The sequence below is a fragment of the Streptomyces sp. NPDC050738 genome (assembly GCF_040654175.1).
In the GTDB taxonomy this organism is placed as follows: Bacteria; Actinomycetota; Actinomycetes; order Streptomycetales; family Streptomycetaceae; genus Streptomyces.
Genome location: NZ_JBFAHN010000010.1, coordinates 66,729 through 84,443 on the forward strand (window position 1 = coordinate 66,729; position 17,715 = coordinate 84,443).

The 17,715-nt window shown below is 70.6% G+C and carries 15 protein-coding genes; 4 read left to right on the forward strand and 11 right to left on the reverse strand.

Annotation, left to right across the window (positions count from 1 at the left end; all coding sequences use genetic code 11):
- Positions 1 to 49: 49 nt before the first annotated feature.
- A complete protein-coding gene (locus AB0H78_RS24660; RefSeq protein WP_363236724.1) occupies positions 50 to 430 on the reverse strand; it encodes an STAS domain-containing protein in 381 nt (126 codons plus the stop codon).
- A gap of 252 nt (positions 431 to 682) precedes the next feature.
- On the opposite strand from AB0H78_RS24660, the gene AB0H78_RS24665 reads away from it, so the two are divergent.
- From AB0H78_RS24665 to AB0H78_RS24675, 3 genes are all read left to right on the forward strand, one after another.
- Complete coding sequence (locus AB0H78_RS24665; protein ID WP_363236725.1) at positions 683 to 1,573, forward strand: RNA polymerase sigma factor SigF; 891 nt, start codon at positions 683 to 685, stop codon at positions 1,571 to 1,573.
- 150 nt (positions 1,574 to 1,723) lie between these two features.
- Positions 1,724 to 2,920 carry a DegT/DnrJ/EryC1/StrS family aminotransferase gene (locus tag AB0H78_RS24670; protein WP_363236726.1) on the forward strand — a complete coding sequence of 399 codons (1,197 nt, stop codon included), beginning with the start codon at positions 1,724 to 1,726 and terminating at the stop codon, positions 2,918 to 2,920.
- Positions 2,913 to 5,063, forward strand: coding sequence for a lipopolysaccharide biosynthesis protein (locus AB0H78_RS24675; protein WP_363236727.1), 2,151 nt, complete (start codon positions 2,913 to 2,915; stop codon positions 5,061 to 5,063). Before AB0H78_RS24670 ends, AB0H78_RS24675 begins: the two co-directional genes overlap by 8 nt.
- Here AB0H78_RS24675 and AB0H78_RS24680 read toward each other — a convergent pair.
- The 7 genes from AB0H78_RS24680 to AB0H78_RS24710 form a co-directional block, all read right to left on the reverse strand.
- Positions 5,030 to 5,650 carry a methyltransferase domain-containing protein gene (locus AB0H78_RS24680; protein WP_363236728.1) on the reverse strand — a complete coding sequence of 207 codons (621 nt, stop codon included), beginning with the start codon at positions 5,648 to 5,650 and terminating at the stop codon, positions 5,030 to 5,032. The genes AB0H78_RS24675 and AB0H78_RS24680 overlap by 34 nt on opposite strands.
- A gap of 19 nt (positions 5,651 to 5,669) precedes the next feature.
- Positions 5,670 to 6,818, reverse strand: coding sequence for a glycosyl hydrolase (locus AB0H78_RS24685; RefSeq protein WP_363236729.1), 1,149 nt, complete (start codon positions 6,816 to 6,818; stop codon positions 5,670 to 5,672).
- Positions 6,815 to 7,222, reverse strand: a complete 408-nt coding sequence (locus AB0H78_RS24690; protein ID WP_363236730.1) for a hypothetical protein — start codon at positions 7,220 to 7,222, stop codon at positions 6,815 to 6,817. The genes AB0H78_RS24685 and AB0H78_RS24690 overlap by 4 nt, the downstream gene beginning before the upstream one ends.
- A gap of 28 nt (positions 7,223 to 7,250) precedes the next feature.
- Entirely contained in the window at positions 7,251 to 9,140 is a 1,890-nt protein-coding gene (locus AB0H78_RS24695) for a hypothetical protein (protein ID WP_363236731.1), read from the reverse strand.
- A 150-nt stretch (positions 9,141 to 9,290) separates the two neighbouring features.
- Positions 9,291 to 10,046 carry a polysaccharide deacetylase family protein gene (locus tag AB0H78_RS24700; protein WP_363236914.1) on the reverse strand — a complete coding sequence of 252 codons (756 nt, stop codon included), beginning with the start codon at positions 10,044 to 10,046 and terminating at the stop codon, positions 9,291 to 9,293.
- 41 nt (positions 10,047 to 10,087) lie between these two features.
- The gene (locus AB0H78_RS24705; RefSeq protein ID WP_363236732.1) at positions 10,088 to 11,380 is read right to left on the reverse strand and encodes a glycosyltransferase; all 1,293 of its coding nucleotides are present in this window, start codon (positions 11,378 to 11,380) and stop codon (positions 10,088 to 10,090) included.
- 124 nt (positions 11,381 to 11,504) lie between these two features.
- On the reverse strand, positions 11,505 to 12,590 hold the full coding sequence (locus tag AB0H78_RS24710) for a GNAT family N-acetyltransferase (RefSeq protein ID WP_363236733.1): 1,086 nt from the start codon (positions 12,588 to 12,590) through the stop codon (positions 11,505 to 11,507).
- A gap of 214 nt (positions 12,591 to 12,804) precedes the next feature.
- On the opposite strand from AB0H78_RS24710, the gene AB0H78_RS24715 reads away from it, so the two are divergent.
- Positions 12,805 to 13,926, forward strand: a complete 1,122-nt coding sequence (locus AB0H78_RS24715; protein WP_363236734.1) for a peptidoglycan bridge formation glycyltransferase FemA/FemB family protein — start codon at positions 12,805 to 12,807, stop codon at positions 13,924 to 13,926.
- A 25-nt stretch (positions 13,927 to 13,951) separates the two neighbouring features.
- Here AB0H78_RS24715 and hutI read toward each other — a convergent pair whose 3' ends face one another.
- Genes hutI through AB0H78_RS24730 form a run of 3 tightly spaced genes read right to left on the reverse strand, consistent with a single transcriptional unit; the run spans position 13,952 to position 17,699 of the window.
- Entirely contained in the window at positions 13,952 to 15,130 is a 1,179-nt protein-coding gene (gene hutI, locus AB0H78_RS24720) for an imidazolonepropionase (RefSeq protein ID WP_363236735.1), read from the reverse strand.
- Positions 15,131 to 15,165: 35 nt separating this feature from the next.
- Positions 15,166 to 16,509, reverse strand: a complete 1,344-nt coding sequence (locus tag AB0H78_RS24725) for a formimidoylglutamate deiminase (protein ID WP_363236915.1) — start codon at positions 16,507 to 16,509, stop codon at positions 15,166 to 15,168.
- A complete protein-coding gene (locus AB0H78_RS24730; protein ID WP_363236916.1) occupies positions 16,500 to 17,699 on the reverse strand; it encodes an allantoate amidohydrolase in 1,200 nt (399 codons plus the stop codon). The genes AB0H78_RS24725 and AB0H78_RS24730 overlap by 10 nt, the downstream gene beginning before the upstream one ends.
- Positions 17,700 to 17,715: the final 16 nt, after the last annotated feature.

Sequence of the window (17,715 nt, forward strand, 5' to 3'; positions counted from 1 at the left end):
CGGGTCATTTCGGGGGCTCCTGCCCCACCGAATGGTGACAACACTCATTTCACTCGGGAAGTGCGTCGCTGAGGGCATCTTCGAGGGAGTCGTGAACGGTGAAGACCGCTTCGGCTCCGGTGATCTCGAACACCCTGGCCACCACCGGAAGCATCCCGGCGAGATGAACCCCACCACCGGCCGCTTCGGCCCGCAGCCGGGCACCGAGCATCACGTTCAGCCCGGTGGAGTCGCAGAATTCAAGCTGTGAGCAGTCGATCACGAGCCGTGTGCGGCCTGCGTCGAGCGCGGCGGAGAGGGGTTCGCTGAGCAGGTCGGCGGTGTGGTGATCCAGCTCACCCGCCGGTGTGACGATTTCGCTCAGCCCCTCGGTCCGGCTCTCGACCTGAAGTCGGCCCCGGTTCGCACTGCCGACCGTGCCGCGGTCCATGCCCGTCCTCTTCGCCTTGTCGTAAGTGGTCTTGACGTGCGAAGAACTCTACGCCTTCTGCACGTGGACCGGTAGCTGATCAACGCCAATAAGCCTCGCAATTCGGACAATTGACACTTGCAAGTGCCTGAGCAAAGCGGGTAGGGGTAGTAGGGACAGCAATCGCATCGACCGGCTTTGGAGGCGCCGCACCACCCACGGACCATGGATGAGGCACCGGCTGCCATATGCCGAAAACGATGGAGGAGACCCATGTCACCCCGGCTCGACGAATCCCGCAGTGAAACGTCGACTACCCAGACCCCCCTGCCCAACCAGATCGAGAGCAGTCTCGAGGATCTCGCCGAGATCCTGCCGAGTCCGCCGTACGACGAGGTGGGCCCGCTGGATGCCAGGGCCCTGTCGAAGACGCTCTTCGCACGTCTCGACTCCCTCGAAGAGGGAACGCACGAATACTCATACGTACGCAACACGCTGGTCGAACTGAACATCGCGCTGGTCAAGTTCGCCGCATCGCGCTTCCGCTCCCGCAGCGAGCCGATGGAGGACATCATCCAGGTCGGCACCATCGGCCTGATCAAGGCGATCGACCGCTTCGAGCTCAGCAGGGGCGTCGAGTTCCCGACCTTCGCCATGCCGACCATCGTCGGCGAGATCAAGCGGTTCTTCCGCGACACCTCCTGGTCGGTACGGGTACCGCGCCGCCTTCAGGAGCTGCGGCTCGACCTCGCCAAGGCAGGTGACGAACTCGCGCAGAAGCTCGACCGCGCCCCCACAGTGGCCGAACTCGCCGAGCGTCTGGACCTGTCGAAGGAAGAGATCGTCGAGGGCATGTCGGCGAGCAACGCGTACACCGCGAGCTCGCTGGACGCCCAGCCCGAGGAGGACGACTCCGAGGGCGCGCTGGCCGACCGCATCGGCTACGAGGACCACGACCTCGAAGGCGTCGAGTACGTCGAGTCGCTCAAGCCGCTGATCGCCGGGCTGCCGCCGCGCGACCGGAAGATCCTCTCGCTGCGCTTCGTCGCCAACATGACGCAGTCGGAGATCGGCGAAGAGCTGGGCATCTCGCAGATGCACGTGTCGCGACTGCTGTCGCGCACGCTGGTGAAGCTCCGCAAGGGTCTGACCCTGGAGGAGTGACACGACACGTGCCGCGAGAGGGCCGGTCCCGGTGTTCGGGACCGGCCCTCTCGCGGCTTTTCCGTCACTTATCCACAGGACGGTAGGTGTCATTGACGAATCACCCCATCTTCAGCCATCTTGACCCAAGGGGCTCAGGGGGGATTTGTCATGGCGCTCGGAGTTGTGAGAACGGGCGGCCGGGCAGCGGAGATCGAGCAGTCGATGCGCCGCCGTCTCGGCCGGGAATGTCTCTACGTACCGTCCTGCCGGATCGGGCTGTACCTGGCGTTACGCCAGTGGTGCCGGCCCGGGGCGCGGGTGTTGATGTCGCCGGTCAACGACGACGTGATCTTCTTCGTGGTGCTGGCCGCGGGCCTCAGACCCGTCCAGGCGCCGCTCGACGCGCGCGACGGCTCCATCGACCTGGATGCCGTGCCCGACGAGGTCTGGTCCTCGCTCGGCTGCGTACTGACCACCAATCTGTACGGGAACCCCGATCGGGCACCCGAACTGCGCGCCCGCTGCGACGAGTTGGGCATTCCGCTCATCGAGGACGCGGCTCATGCGATCGGGTCCTCCGTCGACGGCCGCCCGGTCGGCTCCTTCGGTGAGGCGTCCGTCTTCTCGCTCTCCAAGCATGTGCACGCGAAGGCCGGCGGCATCCTCGCCATCGCCGATCCGGAGCTGCGGGGCGAGCTCGTACGGGCCAGGGACGAGCTCCTCGCCCCGCAACGGCTGACCGCCGAGGCGGCGTACACGATCCGTCCGTACGCGGAGGCGCTCGTCCGCGGACTGCGGCTGACCTCCGCCGCGCACGCCACCATGAGGCTCCTGGGGATGCAGGAGCGCGAGTCGATCCGGATGCCGCTGCGGCCCGACGCGCTCAAGCAGGCCGTCGCCACCGCGCCGTCGCTGACCGACTTCGATCCCTGGGTACGGGTCGACATGCACGACTACCGCCTGGTCTCCGGGGGTGTGCGGCTCGGTCGGATCGCCCGTCTGACAGGGCGCCTGGACGTGAAGCTCGCCGCCCATCTCGCCGGTACGCGGCGGCTGTTGGCGACGCGCTGGGCGCAGCCGCGGCCCGGCCCCCTGCAGCCGCTCTTCCGGGTGCCGCTGCTGGTCGCCGACCGGGACGCGGCGATCGCCGAGCTCGCCAGGCACCGGATCACGGTGGGGTATCTCTACGACCCGCCGCTGGACGAGTACGCGGGCACGGACTTCACCGATGCCTCGCCCGCGCCCGACCGGGCCCGCTGGTTCGCCCAGCACGCACTGCCCGTGGACCCGTTGCGGGCGGAGAAGGTCATCTCCGTGCTGAACGCCATGGGAGCGGAACCGGCCCGGGGTCCGGACGGTGGCTGAGGCGATCCGGACCAGGGCGCAGTCCGGTACCGAGGCCGAGCCGCCCGCCCAGGCCGCCCCCGAGGCACCCAGTGGCGACTCGATGTTCCGTAACGCCTATGCCCTGATGCTCTCCACGGGCGTCTCGGCCGCACTCGGCCTCGGCTTCTGGCTGGTGGCCGCGCGCTACTACACGGAGGCGGCCGTCGGCCAGGGGTCGGCGGCCATCGCCGCGATGCGGCTGCTCGCCTCCATCACGGCGACGACGATGATAGGGGCGGTCGTCCGGTACGTACCGAGGGCGGGCCGGTCCACCGGCATGCTCGTACGGCGTGCGTACGCGGCGAGTTCGGTGGTCGTCTGCCTCGGCTGCGGGGTCTTCTTCCTGACGCTGGATCTGTGGGGGCCTTCGTACGCGCCGCTCGGCACGATCTCCGCGGGACTGATCTTCACCGGGTCGTGCATCGCCTGGGCGATCCTCACCCTTCAGGACGGCGTCCTCACCGGGCTGCGCAAAGCCGTCTGGGTGCCGGTCGGCAACGCGGTCTTCTCCATCGGCAAGCTGCTGCTGCTCGCCGTCTTCGCCACCGCCCTGCCCGTCCTGGGCATCTTCGTCTCCTGGGCCGCGGCGATCGGTCTCTCGGTCCTCCCGCTCGGCTGGCTGATCTTCCGCAAGCTCATCCCGCGGCAGGAGGCGGCCGAAGCCGACCGCGAACCGCCGCAGTTGCGCGAGATCGGGCGCTTCCTGGCCGGCGACTCGGTCGGGGCGCTCTTCTCGCTCGCGATGATCAATCTGGTGCCTGTGGTCGTCGCGGTCCGCTTCGAGGCCGCGCAGAACGGCTACTTCTACATCGCGTACACGGTCGGCGGGACGATGGAGTACATGGCCATCAACATGGCCTCGTCCCTCACCGCGCACGCCTCGCACAGCCCGGGCCAACTGGCGGAAGGCGTACGGGGTGCGCTGCGGCGCATGGCGTTCCTCCTCATCCCCGTCGTCGTCTTCCTCGTCGTCTTCGCCCCGCAGATCCTCCAGCCCTTCGGCGAGCACTACGCATCGCACGGCACGACGGTCCTGCGGCTGCTCGCGGCCGCCGCCCTGCCGCGCGTGATCGTCGAGCTGTACATCGGCGTCCTCCGCGTCCAGGGCCGCACCGGGGCGCTCGCCGTCGTCCAGGGCGCCATGTGCACGCTGGTGCTCGGCTCGACGCTGATCCTGCTGGGCCAGGTCGGCATCAACGGCGCCGGCTGGGCGGTCCTGACGAGCATGACGGGGATGGCGCTGGCCTGCGCGGTCGGGCTGCGCAGGGCGCTCGCGGCCGGTTCGGTGCGCGACGGGGGGCGCGCGTCCCCTGCGTACGGCACCCGTTGGGCCCGCGACACGGCGGAGGGCCGATCCACGGAGTTCGGTACGCAGTGGGCGAGGGACACGCTGGTCCTGCGCGGCGTCCACGACACGGCAACCCCGGCGATGGGCATACCGGTCTTCGTCCCCGACGAACCGCGCACGCCGGATGCCGCCCCCGCGGCTGCTCCGGTCCCCGAGGAGAGAGACGAGTCTCTGCTCGCGGACACGCTCTGGCTGCTGCTCGGCCTGGCCGCAGGGCTCTTCTGGGTCCCGCTCTCCCGCGCCGCCGACCTGCACCACAAGCACCTCACGGGCCCGGAGCTGATCGACGCCCTGCCCCCGGTGACGCTCACGGCGGCCGTGCTGCTGATCGTGGTCTACAGCGCGGCGGTGTCCCTGTACCGGAACCGCCCCGCGCTGATCACGAGCGGTCTGCTGGTGACCATGACGGCGCTGCACACCGCCCCGCTCTTCGTGGGCATCTCCCCGTACCCGGCCTCCGAGCGCTGGCACGGGACGCTGGCGTCGTTCTTCGCCGGGGCGGCGGGCCTGGACAGCCCGGCCGGAGTGCTGCGCATCATGCCGGTGGCGCTGCAACTGCTCTGCCTGGGACTGGTCGCGGTACTGCTGCGGGCGCTGGGGACGCACTGGCGGATCACCGCAAGTGCGGTGTGGGCACTGGCCGTTGCGGGCTGGGCGGCGCAGGGCATGTTCGCCGTGGTGGCGATGCCGGTGTTCCTGGGGCTGGGTGCGGTGACGGGGGCCGTGCTGCTCGTACGGCGCTACGGGCCCGGCTTGTCCCAGACCAGGGAGTAGCGCCAGAGGAGGTGACGGCGGTAGCGGTGGCCGGGGAGCAGTCGGCGGGACTCGCCGCGGACCTCGCCCCAGGTCATGGCGGGCCGCTTGACGCGCATTCCGTCGGCCTCGAACTCGCCGCCGTTGCGTCGGCGCAGGATGCGGTTGGCCGGGATTCCGGCCGCACTGATCATCCAGTCCAGCCAGGTCCCGTTATTGGCCAGGCCCACGATCACCAGGCGTCCGCCCGGGGCCAGGAGGCGCTTCATGGCACCTACCGCCTGCTCGAAATCCACGTGGTGGACGACCGCCACCGCGCTCACGAAGTCGTAGGCTCCCTCGGCCAGGAGTGCGTGAGCGGGGTCCAGGAAGTCCGCCTCGGCGAAGGCCGCCGTGGGCAGGTGCGCGCTGTGGGCGCGGGCCTCGGCGAGCATGTCCGTGTGCCGGTCCACGCCCGTCGCCGTCTTGGCGCGGGTCGTCAGGCCCCGGACCAGCACACCGTCGCCGCAGCCGATGTCGAGCGCGGCACCGCACCCTTCGGGCACGGCCGCGAGCACCAGGGGGTAGTAGTGGGCGTTGTGGTTCCAATATGTGGCGGCGGTGTCCATCGGAGCACCGTAGCCGCTGTCAGCGGGTCGGGACCTGTTGGTTGAAGTAGCTGTCCTTGCCCGCCTGCTTGTAACCGGCCAGTCCCTCCCCCGTGTTGACCGTCAAATCGCATGCCTTGCCCGGCACCGACCTGTTCCACATCACCAGCGCCTTCGCGTCGGGGAGGGTGCGGGCCGTGGTCGGGATCTGGGTGTACCAGTCGCGCTGTCGGGACGGGTCCGCCGGGTCCGGGACCGTCGCGAACTCCGCGAACATGATGGGTTTCGACGGGGAGATCTCTGCCTTCAGCCAGTCGTACGTGGGGCGCTGGCTGCGGTCGAAGTTCTTCCAGTCCGAGGTGTCGTGGCAGGCGAAGTAGTTGTACTGGTCCATCCCGAGCCAGTCGACGTAGGCGTCGCCCGGATAGAGGGACTTGATCGTCTTGTCGTTGCCCTGGTCGAGATAGCCGGAGACCGTCCAGACCCAGACGACGTTCGTGACGCCGAGCTCCTTGAAGCGGTCGTGGATGTGGCGGTAGGCCGCCACGTATTCGGCCGGGGTCCCCGCGCCCTCCTTGATGCGGGCGTCGACCTCCTGGTCGAAGGAGAAGAAGACGCGTTTGCCGTACGCCTTGATGCGCTCGGCGCCCTTGTCGATGATCGACGCGTCGTACTTCCCCGCCGCCACGTCCTTCCAGCCGAGCTGGTCCTCCGTGTAGTTGGCGTGGTGCGGCTCGCGCCAGACCGTCGACTCCCAGGCCAGCATGAGGAGTCGGTCCTTGCCGAGCTCCTGCTCGTCGGGGGTGAGGAGCTGGCCGTCCAGTTCGGTGTTGGACATGTCGTGGTACGTGTAGAGCAGGTCCAGTTTGCGGCCGATTTTCGACTCGAAGCCGTACACCGCGTCGGTGAGCGAGCCGTTCGCCGCGTAGGGGACGTAGGCGCCCCACCAGGCACCACAGGCCGGGACCAGTTTCGCGTTCGGGGCGCAGCGGCCTGTGGGGTTGGTGCCGGAGGCCGCGTTCCGCGGCAGCTGCTTGGCGCTGGGAGTCGTGTGTTTGCCGTCGCCGTTCGCGTCCGGCTGGGCGATCCATACGCCCAGGCCGGCCAGGAGAGCCGCCACCCCGAGCAGCATCAGTGCGGAGTACGTGCGCGGGAGGCGGCTCCGTAAGAGCGCGTGGCGGCCCGTCACCGGCGCTTCACCGGTTTGTGGGTGCGCTCGATGGCACCTCTGGTCGCCGCGGGCAGCGGCAGTCCGGGCAGGAGGGCCGCGACCGACGTGAACGCCGCGAGCCAGACCAGGAAGGACGTACCCGAGAAGCCCTTCACCAGGAAGAGGCAGGTGGAGACCAGGGCCGCCAGGGAGAGGCTGACCGGTGCGGTCAGTGCGAGCGCCTCCAGTCTCGCCGCCGGACGGAGTTGGCCGGGCTGCGGGAAGAGCAGGGCGAAGCCGGGGCCGAAGACGACGAAGAGCAGCACCGGAATCCAGCGGACCGGCGAACCTGCCGGTGCGGCTGTCGCCGCGAGGGCCAGCCAGCCGGAGACCGCCATGGCCACGCGGGCGTGTGTCGTGGTGAGGGTCATGGTCATGGTCATTGCGGAGCAACTCCCGGGAGCATGCGGATCATGCGCGGTATTCGAGGACGACGCCGTACGCGTTGCGGTCGATCACGTGGTACTTCGGCGAGGCTTCGAGCTTGCTGCGCAGTTCGGCGAAGCCGCCTGCGGGCAGCAGCCCCTCGGCCGCCGTGAAGGTCTCCTGCGTACGGGTCAGGATGACGATCGCCGTGGTGCCCTTCGATATCTGCTTGCCCAGGTAACCCGCCGGATCCTTCAGCATCTTGATGTTCTCCGGCTCCTCCTGCTCCACGAAGAACCAGTGTTCCAGCTCGTCGTAGCGGTCCAGCGCCATCGGGTAGGACCCTGTGGCGGAGAGGATCAGCGCATCCTTGGGGGCGTGCTCGATGGCCTTGGTGACCATCGCCGTCTCGGCGGGCGGCGTGTAGTAGCTCTGTTCCTTGCCGTAGTACGACGGGAAGAAGCCCACCACCAGCGCGGCCAGGGCGAGCGGGAGGGCGACGGTGGTGATGCGGCGGTACGCGACCTTGTGCCTGCCGGTGTTCGCCGCGGCGGGAACGAGGGCCGCTGCCGCGAAGAAGGCGGCGCCCGGGAGGCCGAAAAGATAGACCCGGAAGAGCATTTCGCCGCCGTAGTCGTTGACGGCGAACATCGGTACGGGCGCGGCGGAGACCAGGAGCAGCGGCAGCGCGCTCCTGACCAGCCGGCGGCGGAGCAGCAGGGCGGCGGCCGCGAGGGCGACGACGGCAAGGACCATGACCACATTGGCCCGGCCCTGGAGGACAGGGCCTGCGCCGGTGAGCTCGCCCGCGTACCCGGGCCGGGAGTTGTTGAGGAGGTTGCCCGCCGATTCCTTCAGCGACTCCATCGTCTCGATGAAGAGCGGGCGGCCCATCGTGAGGTCCCAGATCAGCATGATGATGCCGGTGACGACGAGCAGGCCCCAGTTGCGGTACCGCTTGGTGAGGCTGAGGGCGACCAGTGCCACGCAGAGCATCACCGGGGTGAGCTGGTGCGAGAAGTTGATGGCGGCGATCAGCGGGGCGATGATCGCCACGCAGACGGCGCGCTGGCGGACCGTGGTGGGGGGCGGGATCGCGGCCGCCGCCGGGTCGAGATGGTGCCGCGAGCGCAGGGATCCGGCCGATCCGGGGCGTACGAAGTGGCGCAGTACGACGGCCAGGATCGCCAGGTAGAGGATGTACGAAAGGCCCTGCGGCGAGAAGTAGTCCTGGCCCACCCAGTTGGCCACCTCGAAGATCCACACGCCGGTCCAGACGAGGCGCCAGTCCTCGGTGAAGGTGCGGTAGATCAGGACGAGCACCGGGATGACGAGGACGCCGTAGACGATCGAGGCCCAGTTGAGGTACGAGGCCGTGGAGGTGACCCCGAAGGTCTTCACCAGGCCCGCGTTGAGCGTGAAGAAGCCGGGCCACTGGTCGTACGCCGACATGTTCCCCGACAGCGCCTCGTGCGGGTGCAGTTCGCCCAGGCGCAGCATGTGGTGGACGACCGCGTCGTGCTTGGAGGCCCAGGGGTAGCGCACCGCGTCGTACAGGATCGCCGTCGGCGCCTTGATCGCCACGAGCAGCGCGATGCAGTAGACCGCCGGCCACCAGGGGGCCGTGCCCGCGCGGCGCAGGCTGATGACGAAGCCTGCGGTCAGCGGGACGAAGGAGAGGTAGAAGAGCGGCGGGAACTTGTCGAGCAGGCCGTAGGTGCCCATGTGCCGGAAGTCGGTCATGGGCAGGGAGACCGACCACAGGACGGCTGCCAGGAGCAGCATTCCGCAGGTGAGCCACTGCTGGATTTCGACCTCCGCGACGCGGCGGGACAGCGGAACCCTGGGCTCACCCTGCTGTCTCGGCCGGGCGTCCTGTGGCTCCTGGGTCCCCGGCAGCGGCACTTCGGCGCTCCCCGTGACCGGTGTGGGCATGCGTTGCTGCACCGTGCGACTCCCCCCACATATGTGGTCGCGGCCGTCACGCCGCTGTCCCCTTCGACGAAGTATAGGAAAAACCTTCGCCTTTGTGTGCCTCTCCAACACCCTTGATGCGCAAGGGATTCGACCGATTTCGTAGGTGATCTACCCGGCGAACACAGGACCGCGCAGCGCCGCCCGCCCACGGCGGTAGAGCCGCCAGCCCACCGTGGGCAGCGAGTCGGGGTAGGGCGCGACGCGGGCGCCGTCCCCGGCCATCCATGCCTCGATGTCCCGCACCGTGTGCGTACGGCGCAGGATCAGGCGGGCGATGCGGTACGTCTCGTCGGTGGCGGAGCTGAGCGCGTGACGGACCGCGACCGCGCTGTCGTAGCCGGCCCGGGCGGCGGCCCTGCGGACGGCGCGGCTGTTGTAACCGTGTGGATAGGCGAGGTGGTCCACCCGGTGTCCCAGTACCTGTTCCAACGCGCTCTTGGAGTCGCAGAGTTCCCGGTGCAGCTCGTCGGCTGTGAGCGTGTCCAGCTGGGGGTGGGAGACCGTGTGCCCGCCCACCTCCATGCCGTACTGCTCCAGGAGCGGGGCCTGCGCCAGGTCCATCATGGGCGCGGGCGGCAGCAGGCTGCGGCCGCCCGCGGTGATCGCGCCGGTGGTGAGATACGCGGTCGCCGGGATGTCCCGGCCCGCGAGCGCCTCCGCGGTCGGACCCGGCAGGTCGGCGAACCCGTCGTCGAAGGTGATCGCGACGGGGCGGGGCGGCAGTGCGGCACGCCCGGCCAGGTGCTCGGCGACCGCGCTGATGTGGACCGGGGTGCGGCCGCTGGCGAGGATCGCGTCGAGCTGGGCGCCCAACTGCCGTGGGGTGACCGTGAATTCCGCGATCCAGGACGGCGGGTCGTCCATCACCGCGTGGTAGAGGAGGACGGGGATGCTCTCGGCGGCTCTCACCGGCTCTCCTTCCAGGGCAGCGGGTTTCCGCGGACGCTGCGCCGGGCCCGGAGGTAGCCGATCGGTCCGTACAGCATCCCCTTGCGCTCCAGACGGGAGAGGCTGCGCGGCCAGGGGTAGTCGTGGGTGCCGTGCTCGCCCGGGATCGAACCACCGGCCGTGTCCGCCCTGGACGCCGTGATGGACAGCGCGTGCGCCAGACCGCGCGGGAGGCGGGCGAGGAGGGCGGGGAGCAGTCCGGGGCGGCGCAGGATGATCGCGGTGAGGTACGCGGTGAGGCCTGCCCCGTAGCCGTACGCCTGGTTCTCCAGGTCCTTCCAGGTTTCCCGGTGGTGGTGCCAGACCACCGCCTGTGGGGTGTAGCGCAGCCGGTGCCCCCCGACCACGATCCGCGCGAACGCGTAGAGGTCGTCGCCGCCCTTGGCGGCCGTGCCGACTCCCGTACCGGGGTCGAAACCGCCGACCTCGCGCAGCGGACCCGCACGGAACGCCATGTTCGCGCCGGAGCCGAACTCCCCTGCGGTGAAGGGGAAGAGGGGCTCGTCGGGTGGTGGGGCGGCCGGGTCGAAGAGGCGCGGTACGAAGCCCTTGGCGAAGCCTCCGTGGCTCTCCAGGAGGATCTGCGCGGGTGTGTTGAGAAGGGCAGGGAGGATCAGCCCGGTCACGCAGGCCAGGCGCGGGTCGGCGTCGAAGGGCGCGGCCAGGGCGGTGAGCCAGTGCGGGTCGGCGATGACGTCGTCGTCGGTGAAGGCGAGCACCGCTCCTTCGGCCGCGGCGACGCCCCTGTTGTGGGCGGAGGCCAGGCCGGGGACCGGTTCGTGGACGTAACGGACACCCTTGGGCGCGTAGTTCTCCTCCACCATGTCGCGTGTGGCGGTGGTGGAGGGTGCGTTGTCGACGACGACGATCTCGTAGTCGGGGTGGTCCTGGACGAGCAGGGAGTCGAGGGCGCGGGCCAGTTGGCCGGGGCGCTCGCGCGAGGCGACGATGATCGAAGCGCGGGGCAGGTCGCCCGGTTTGACGGGCGGCGCGGGCCCGTCCTGCCCGAAGTCCCCCAGCTGCCTGCGGGCCGCCGCGGCGAGCACGCCGGCAGGGTCCGCCCCTGGCGGGACGTGGGCCAGGACCGCGCCGACAGGGGTGCCCCAGAGTCGTACGAGTGCGTAGATGTCCCCGGACGTCAGGGGCGGGCCGCCGGGCGCGGGCCGCAGCGCGAGCACCTCCCCTTCGAGTCCGGCGAGGTCCAGCTCGGCCACTCTGATCGCGCTGAGCTGATGAGGTGCTTGCGGCATGCGACTCCCCCGTCTCTGCCTGCTGTTGGCTTGCTGTCGCGGTCTCGCCCCGTCGCCGTCCGGCGCTGCGTCGTCCGCCGTACCGTCTTCCGGCGCCGCGTCGTCCGCCTCGTCGCCTGCCCCGTCACTTGCCACGGAGCCGCCCCACCCGCTCCAGGCTGTTCTGCGCGAAGGCGGCGAGCCGGGGCCTGCCGCGTACGAAATGGTGTGCGCGCCGGGCCGGCTCACGTCCGACCCAGTGCAGCACCGCCCCCGTCCCCGGTCGCAGAGACGCCCCTTCGTGGACCAGCAGTTCCCCGGTCTTCAGCGAGTCCTTGTACTCGGCCGCCCCGCGCCCCAGGTCGAGCATCCCGATGCCCGCGGCCGCGGCCCCCTCGGCCATCCGCAGATGGAGGACGAGTCCCGGCGAGTACTTCGCGAACTCCGGTTCGTACGACGGGAACCAGCACGACAGCACGGTGCGCGAGCGCAACCCGAAGTGCGCGGCGACGGGCTTGTCGTCGGCGTACAGGACGGAGAGGATCCCCGAGCAGCCGGGCGACCGCAGATGCGCGAGGTACTCGACGAGGCCGCTGATCCACTCCTTGGCGAAGCGGTCGCCGCGCCCCGTCCTGCGGTACTGGGCCGACTTCCACGCCATCAACTGCCGTAGCGCCGCCGGATCGCGCTCGTCGAAGACGAAGCGCAGCTCGCCGATCTGGCGCCCCATGCGGCGCTCCTTGGCGAGGGTGGTCTTCAGGAACTTGGGCGACTGGGTGCGCAGTACGTTCTCGTACGCCTCGTAGCCGTTCCCGATATCAATGACGTACGAGGAATACGTCTCGGCGGCATCGGGCACGAACAGCCCCTGCTGCGCCTCAAGGTTGTCGAACTCCCACGCCGAGATCCCGCAGGCCTTCATCAGCTCGGTCGCGCAGAGGGAGATCCCGGGGCGCAGAACGGCGCCCTGACTGTCGGAGACCCCGAAACCGATGGCCCTCCCCCGCCCCAGTAATCCCTTTTCGTACGGGAAGAACCCGGCGGCCTCCCCGTCCTCCCGCAGCACCGCCACCCGTGCGCCGGAACGCATCCGGGCCACGGCGAGGGTGAACTCGGGCTCCATGAAGGGATTTGCGGGCGCACCCGATTTGGCCCGTAACTCCCGCCAGCTCTCGATCTCGCCGGCGTTCAGTTCACCCGGTTTGACGACACGGATCCGTACATCGCTCAACTCGACCCCCCGGTCTCCCCCTGAGCAACCCTGGAAGGGACGGTACCGGTCGCTATCGCCTCACGGTAGGGACTATCCCCGTTCTTGTGACCGATCCGTGAAACTGGTGACAACTACGACACGTCGGTCGTCGCGGGGGCGGCTGCGGACTCGCGCAGGGACGGCCCCCGGAAGCAGGCCATAGGGTGCTTACTCGAACAGAGGAGCGCGCACCATGAGCCTGACGGTACGGACGATCAGCACCGGGGAACACCTCGGCCACCTGGCCCTGTACCCGTCCGCGAGCCCGCTGCAGACGCCGGCCTGGGGGCGGGTCAAGCAGGGATGGGACGCGGAGAGCGTCGGGTGGTTCGACGCGGATGGTGCGCAGCGGGAAGCGGCGCTGGTGCTGTACCGGCAGGCGCCGGGGACGCGGCGGTCGCTGGCGTATGTGCCGGAGGGGCCCGCGGTGGACTGGTTCCTGCCGCATCTCGTGGAGGGGCGGCTGCGGCCGCTGCTCGTCCATGCGCGGGAGCGGGGGGCCTTCGCGGTACGGATGGGGCCGCCGGTCGTCGTACGGCACTGGGAGGCGTCCACCGTCGAGGCGGCGCTGGCCGATCCGGCGGCCGGGCGGGCACGGCGGCTCGGCGAGATCCCGGCCGACTGGACCGACCCCCGGGCCATGGCCCTGACCGAGCGGCTGCGGGCGCTGGGGTGGCGGCCGGTCGAGGACGGAGTGGGGCAGCCGGGGTTCGTGGTGCGGGTGGGTCTTGCGGGGCGCGAGGTGGAGGAACTCCGGGCCGGGCTCGGTGCGTACTGGCGGCGCGGGATCGAGATCGCCGACGAGGCGGGCGTGCGGGTGGGATGGGGCACCGAGGCGGATCTGGGCGATTTCCATGCGCTGTACGCGCGGGACTCCGCCCGCGGGGGCAACACCCCTCGCCCGCTGGAGTACTTCCGGCGGATGTGGGAGGCGCTGAACGCGGACGGGGCCGACGGGCTGCGGCTGTATCTCGCCGAGTACGAGGGGGACGTCGTGGCGGCCTCGCTGATGACCCTCGCAGGCACGCAGGTGCGGCACGCGTACAGCGGTCCCGCCGTACGCCACCGGGAACTGCGGCCCAGCTGCGCGCTGCACTGGCGGATGCTGTGCGACGCGCATGCGATGGGCGCGGAGTTCTACGAACTGGGCGGCGTGACGGACGGGTTGGCGCAGGGCACGGGCCCGGCGGGCGCGGGGCGGCTGCGCTTCAAGGTGGGGTCGGGGGGACGGGTCGAGGAGCTGATCGGCGAGTGGGAGTTCTCGCTGGGGCGGGTGCTGCACAAGGCGCTGGATGTGTATCTGGCGCGGCGGTGAGCCGGGCTCTTCAGAACTGGGCCCTTCAGAACTGGGAGACGCCTGCCCGCCAGACCTGGGAGACCAGGGGGACGCCGGGGCGGTAGGCGAGGTGGACGTGGGAGGGGGCGTCGAGGAGCGTGAGGTCGGCGCGGGCGCCTTCGCGTACGACACCGATGTCGGAGCGGCGCAGGGCCTGTGCCCCGCCGGCCGTGGCGGACCAGATCGCCTCGTCGGGGGTCATGCCCATGTCCCGTACCGCCAGGGCGATGCAGAAGGGCATGGAGGACGTGAAGGACGAGCCCGGGTTGCAGTCGGTGGAGAGCGCGACCGTGGCGCCCGCGTCGATGAGGCGGCGGGCGTCGGGCCACTGGGCGCGGGTGGAGAACTCCGCGCCGGGCAGGAGCGTGGCGACCGTGCTGCCCTGGGCGAGGGCCTCCACGTCGGCGTCCGTGAGGTGGGTGCAGTGGTCGGCCGACGCGGCGTCGAGCTCGACCGCGAGCTGGACGCCGGGGCCGTAGGAGAGCTGGTTGGCGTGGATGCGGGGCAGGAGGCCCTTGGCCTTGCCGGCGGTGAGGATGGCGCGGGCCTGGTCGCCGTCGAAGGCGCCCTTCTCGCAGAAGACGTCGATCCAGCGGGCGTGGGGCGCGCAGGCGTCGAGCATGTCTCCGGTGACGAGGTCGACGTAGGCGGCTGCGTCGTCCGCGGAGCCGGCGTATTCCGGGGCGACGATGTGGGCGCCGAGGTAGGTGACTTCGTCGGTGTGGGTGGCGGCGATGCGCAGGGCGCGGGCCTCGTCCTCCACCGTGAGGCCGTAGCCGGACTTGGTCTCCAGGGTGGTGGTGCCCTGCCGGAGTGCCTCGTGGAGGTACTTCGCCACGTTGGCGCTCAGCTGGTCGTCGGTGGCGGCGCGGGTGGCGGCGACGGTGGTGCGGATGCCGCCCGCCGAATAACTCTGTCCGGACATGCGGGCGTTGAACTCGGCGGTGCGGTCGCCTGCGAAGACCAGGTGGGAGTGGGAGTCGACGAAGCCCGGGATCAGCGCGCGGCCGCCTGCGTCGACGGCGTTGTCAGTGGCGGGTGCTTTGCTTGATTCACCGACCCAGACGATGCGGTCGCCGTCGATGACGAGCGCCGCGTCCTGGATCAGACCGATGGGGGAACCGTCACCGAGGGAGGGGTCGTTGGTGACCAGACTGGCGATGTTGGTGATGGCGGTCGTCATCGTGGGGGTGTGCTCCTACGGTTTCGGCGGCGGCTCTAGGCGTGCAGGGCGGCGATGGACTCGGCCAGGGCTCGCGGGACGTCCGGGACCAGGGTGTGCGCTCCGTCGCGTACGACATGACGGCCGCCCACGACCGTATGGCGCACGTCCGCCGCGGAGGCGGCGAATACGGCGGTCTCCGCGCCCAGCCGGGGCACCGGGCCCGCTGTCCTGACCGAGTCCAGCGCGATCGTCGTGAAGTCGGCGAGCGCCCCGGGCTCGATCACGCCCGCGTCGTCCCAGCCGAGGGCCGCGTGGCCGTCGGCGGTCGCCGCCCGCAGGAGGGCTGCCGCCGTCCAGTGACCGCGGGTGCGCGAGCGCAGGCGCTCGTTGAGCTCCATCGCGCGCGCCTCTTCGAGGATGTCGATCACCGCATGGCTGTCGCTGCCGAGCGACAAGGGACTGCCGGCGCGCTGGAGTTGGAGCGCCGGGCCGATTCCGTCGGCGAGGTCGCGCTCGGTGGTGGGGCACATGCAGGTGCCGGTGGACGCCGTCCCGAGGAGGGCGATGTCCTCCGCGGTGAGGTGGGTGTTGTGGACGCCGGTCGTGCGCGGGCCGAGCACCCCGTGGTCGGCGAGGAGCCGGGTGGGGGTGCGTCCGTGGGCGGCCAGGCAGGCCTCGTTCTCGGCGGTCTGCTCCGAAAGGTGGACATGGAGCGGGGCCCGCCGCTCCTCGGCCCACTGCGCGACGATGCCCAACTGGTCGGCGGGCACGGCGCGTACGGAGTGGATGGCCGCACCGATCCGCGCGTGATCCCGGTCCTTGAGAACTGAAGAGCGTGTGGCCCAGGCCTCGGCGGTCCCGTCGGAGAACCGCTGCTGGTGGCGGTCGGGGGCCGCTCCGAAGCCGGAGGAGAGGTAGGCGGTATCGAGGAGGGTGATCCGGATCCCCGCCTCCGCTGCCGCCGCGATCAGGGCCTCGCCCATGGCGTTCGGGTCGTCGTAGGGCGTGCCGCCCGGCGCGTGGTGGAGGTAGTGGAACTCGCCCACGGCGGTGATCCCGGCGAGCGCCATCTCCGCGTACACGGCGCGCGCGAGGGTGAAGTAGGAGTCCGGGGTGAGGCGGGAGGCCACCCCGTACATCACCTCGCGCCAGGTCCAGAAGGTCCCGGAGCCGACCTGGACCGTGGAGCGCAGGGCCCGGTGGAAGGCGTGGCTGTGGGCGTTGGCGAGCCCGGGGATCGTCAGCCCGCGCAGGGCGGTCGCGCCGGGGGGCGGGGTGGCGACCTCGGTGCGGAGGGCCGCGATCCGGCCCTCGTCGGACACGTCCAGGGCGACGCCCGGCTCGACATGGGTGCCGAGCCAGGCGTGCTCCAGCCAGTACGTCTGCGTCACTTGCAGGCCAGCCCTTCCAGTACGTCGGCCAGTGCGCTCACCCCGGCGACGCAGTCGTCCTCGCCGGCGGTCTCCGCCGGGGAGTGCGAGACGCCCGTGGGGTTGCGTACGAACAGCATGGCGGTCGGGACGGACGCGGAGAGGATTCCGGCGTCGTGTCCCGCTCCCGTACCGAGGACGGGCACGTCCGCCCCGTCCCGGCCGAGGATCTTGGCGAGCTCGTCGCGCAGGGCGTGCTCGAACTCGACCACGGGCGTGAAGGACTCCCGGGTGACCCGGACGTCCACGCCGTCGCGCTCGCCGCGCTCCTTGGCCGCCTGCTCGATCCCGGCGATGACGGTGTCGAGGGTGGACTGGTCGGCGGCGCGGGAGTCGAGCCAGCCGCGTACCAGCGAGGGGATCGCGTTGACTCCGTTGGGCTCGACGGAGATCTTCCCGAAGGTTGCGACGGCACCGGCGAGTTCGGCTTCGCGGCGGGCGGCGAGGACGGTCTCCGCGTACGTCAGCATCGGGTCGCGGCGGTCCACCAGCCGGGTCGTGCCGGCGTGGTTGGCCTCGCCGTGGAAGTCGTAGCGCCAGCGTCCGTGCGGCCAGATCGCCGAGGCGATGCCGACCGCGTCACCGGACAGGTCGAGCGCCCTGCCCTGCTCCACGTGGAGCTCGACGAACGCCCCGATACGAGCGAGGCGTTCGGGGTCGGCCCCGATGGTGTCGGGGTCGTACCCTGCCTTCTCCATGGCCTGGGGCAGCGTGACGCCGTCCCCGTCCCGGAGCTGGTGCGCCTTGTCCACGGTCAGCTGCCCGGCGGCGAGCCGCGAGCCCACACAGGCGAGCCCGAAGCGGGCGCCCTCCTCGTCGCCGAAATTGCTGATGGCCAGCGGCCGGCTGAACTCCACTCCCCTCCGGCGGAGTTCATCGAGGGCGGCGAAGGAGGAGACGACACCCAGCGGCCCGTCGAAGGCGCCGCCGTCCGGGACGGAGTCCAGGTGCGACCCGGTGACCACGGCGTCCCCCGCGAGGGGGTCGCCGAGCCAGGCCCACTGGTTGCCGTTGCGGTCGAGCTCGTACGTCAGACCGCGGGCGGCGGCCTGCGCCTTGAACCACTCCCGGCAGTCGGCGTCGGCAGCGGTCCAGGCATGGCGCCGGTAGCCGCCGGAGCCGGAGTCGCGCCCGATGGGGAGCAACTCCCGCCACATCTCCTGGAAGGAGGGC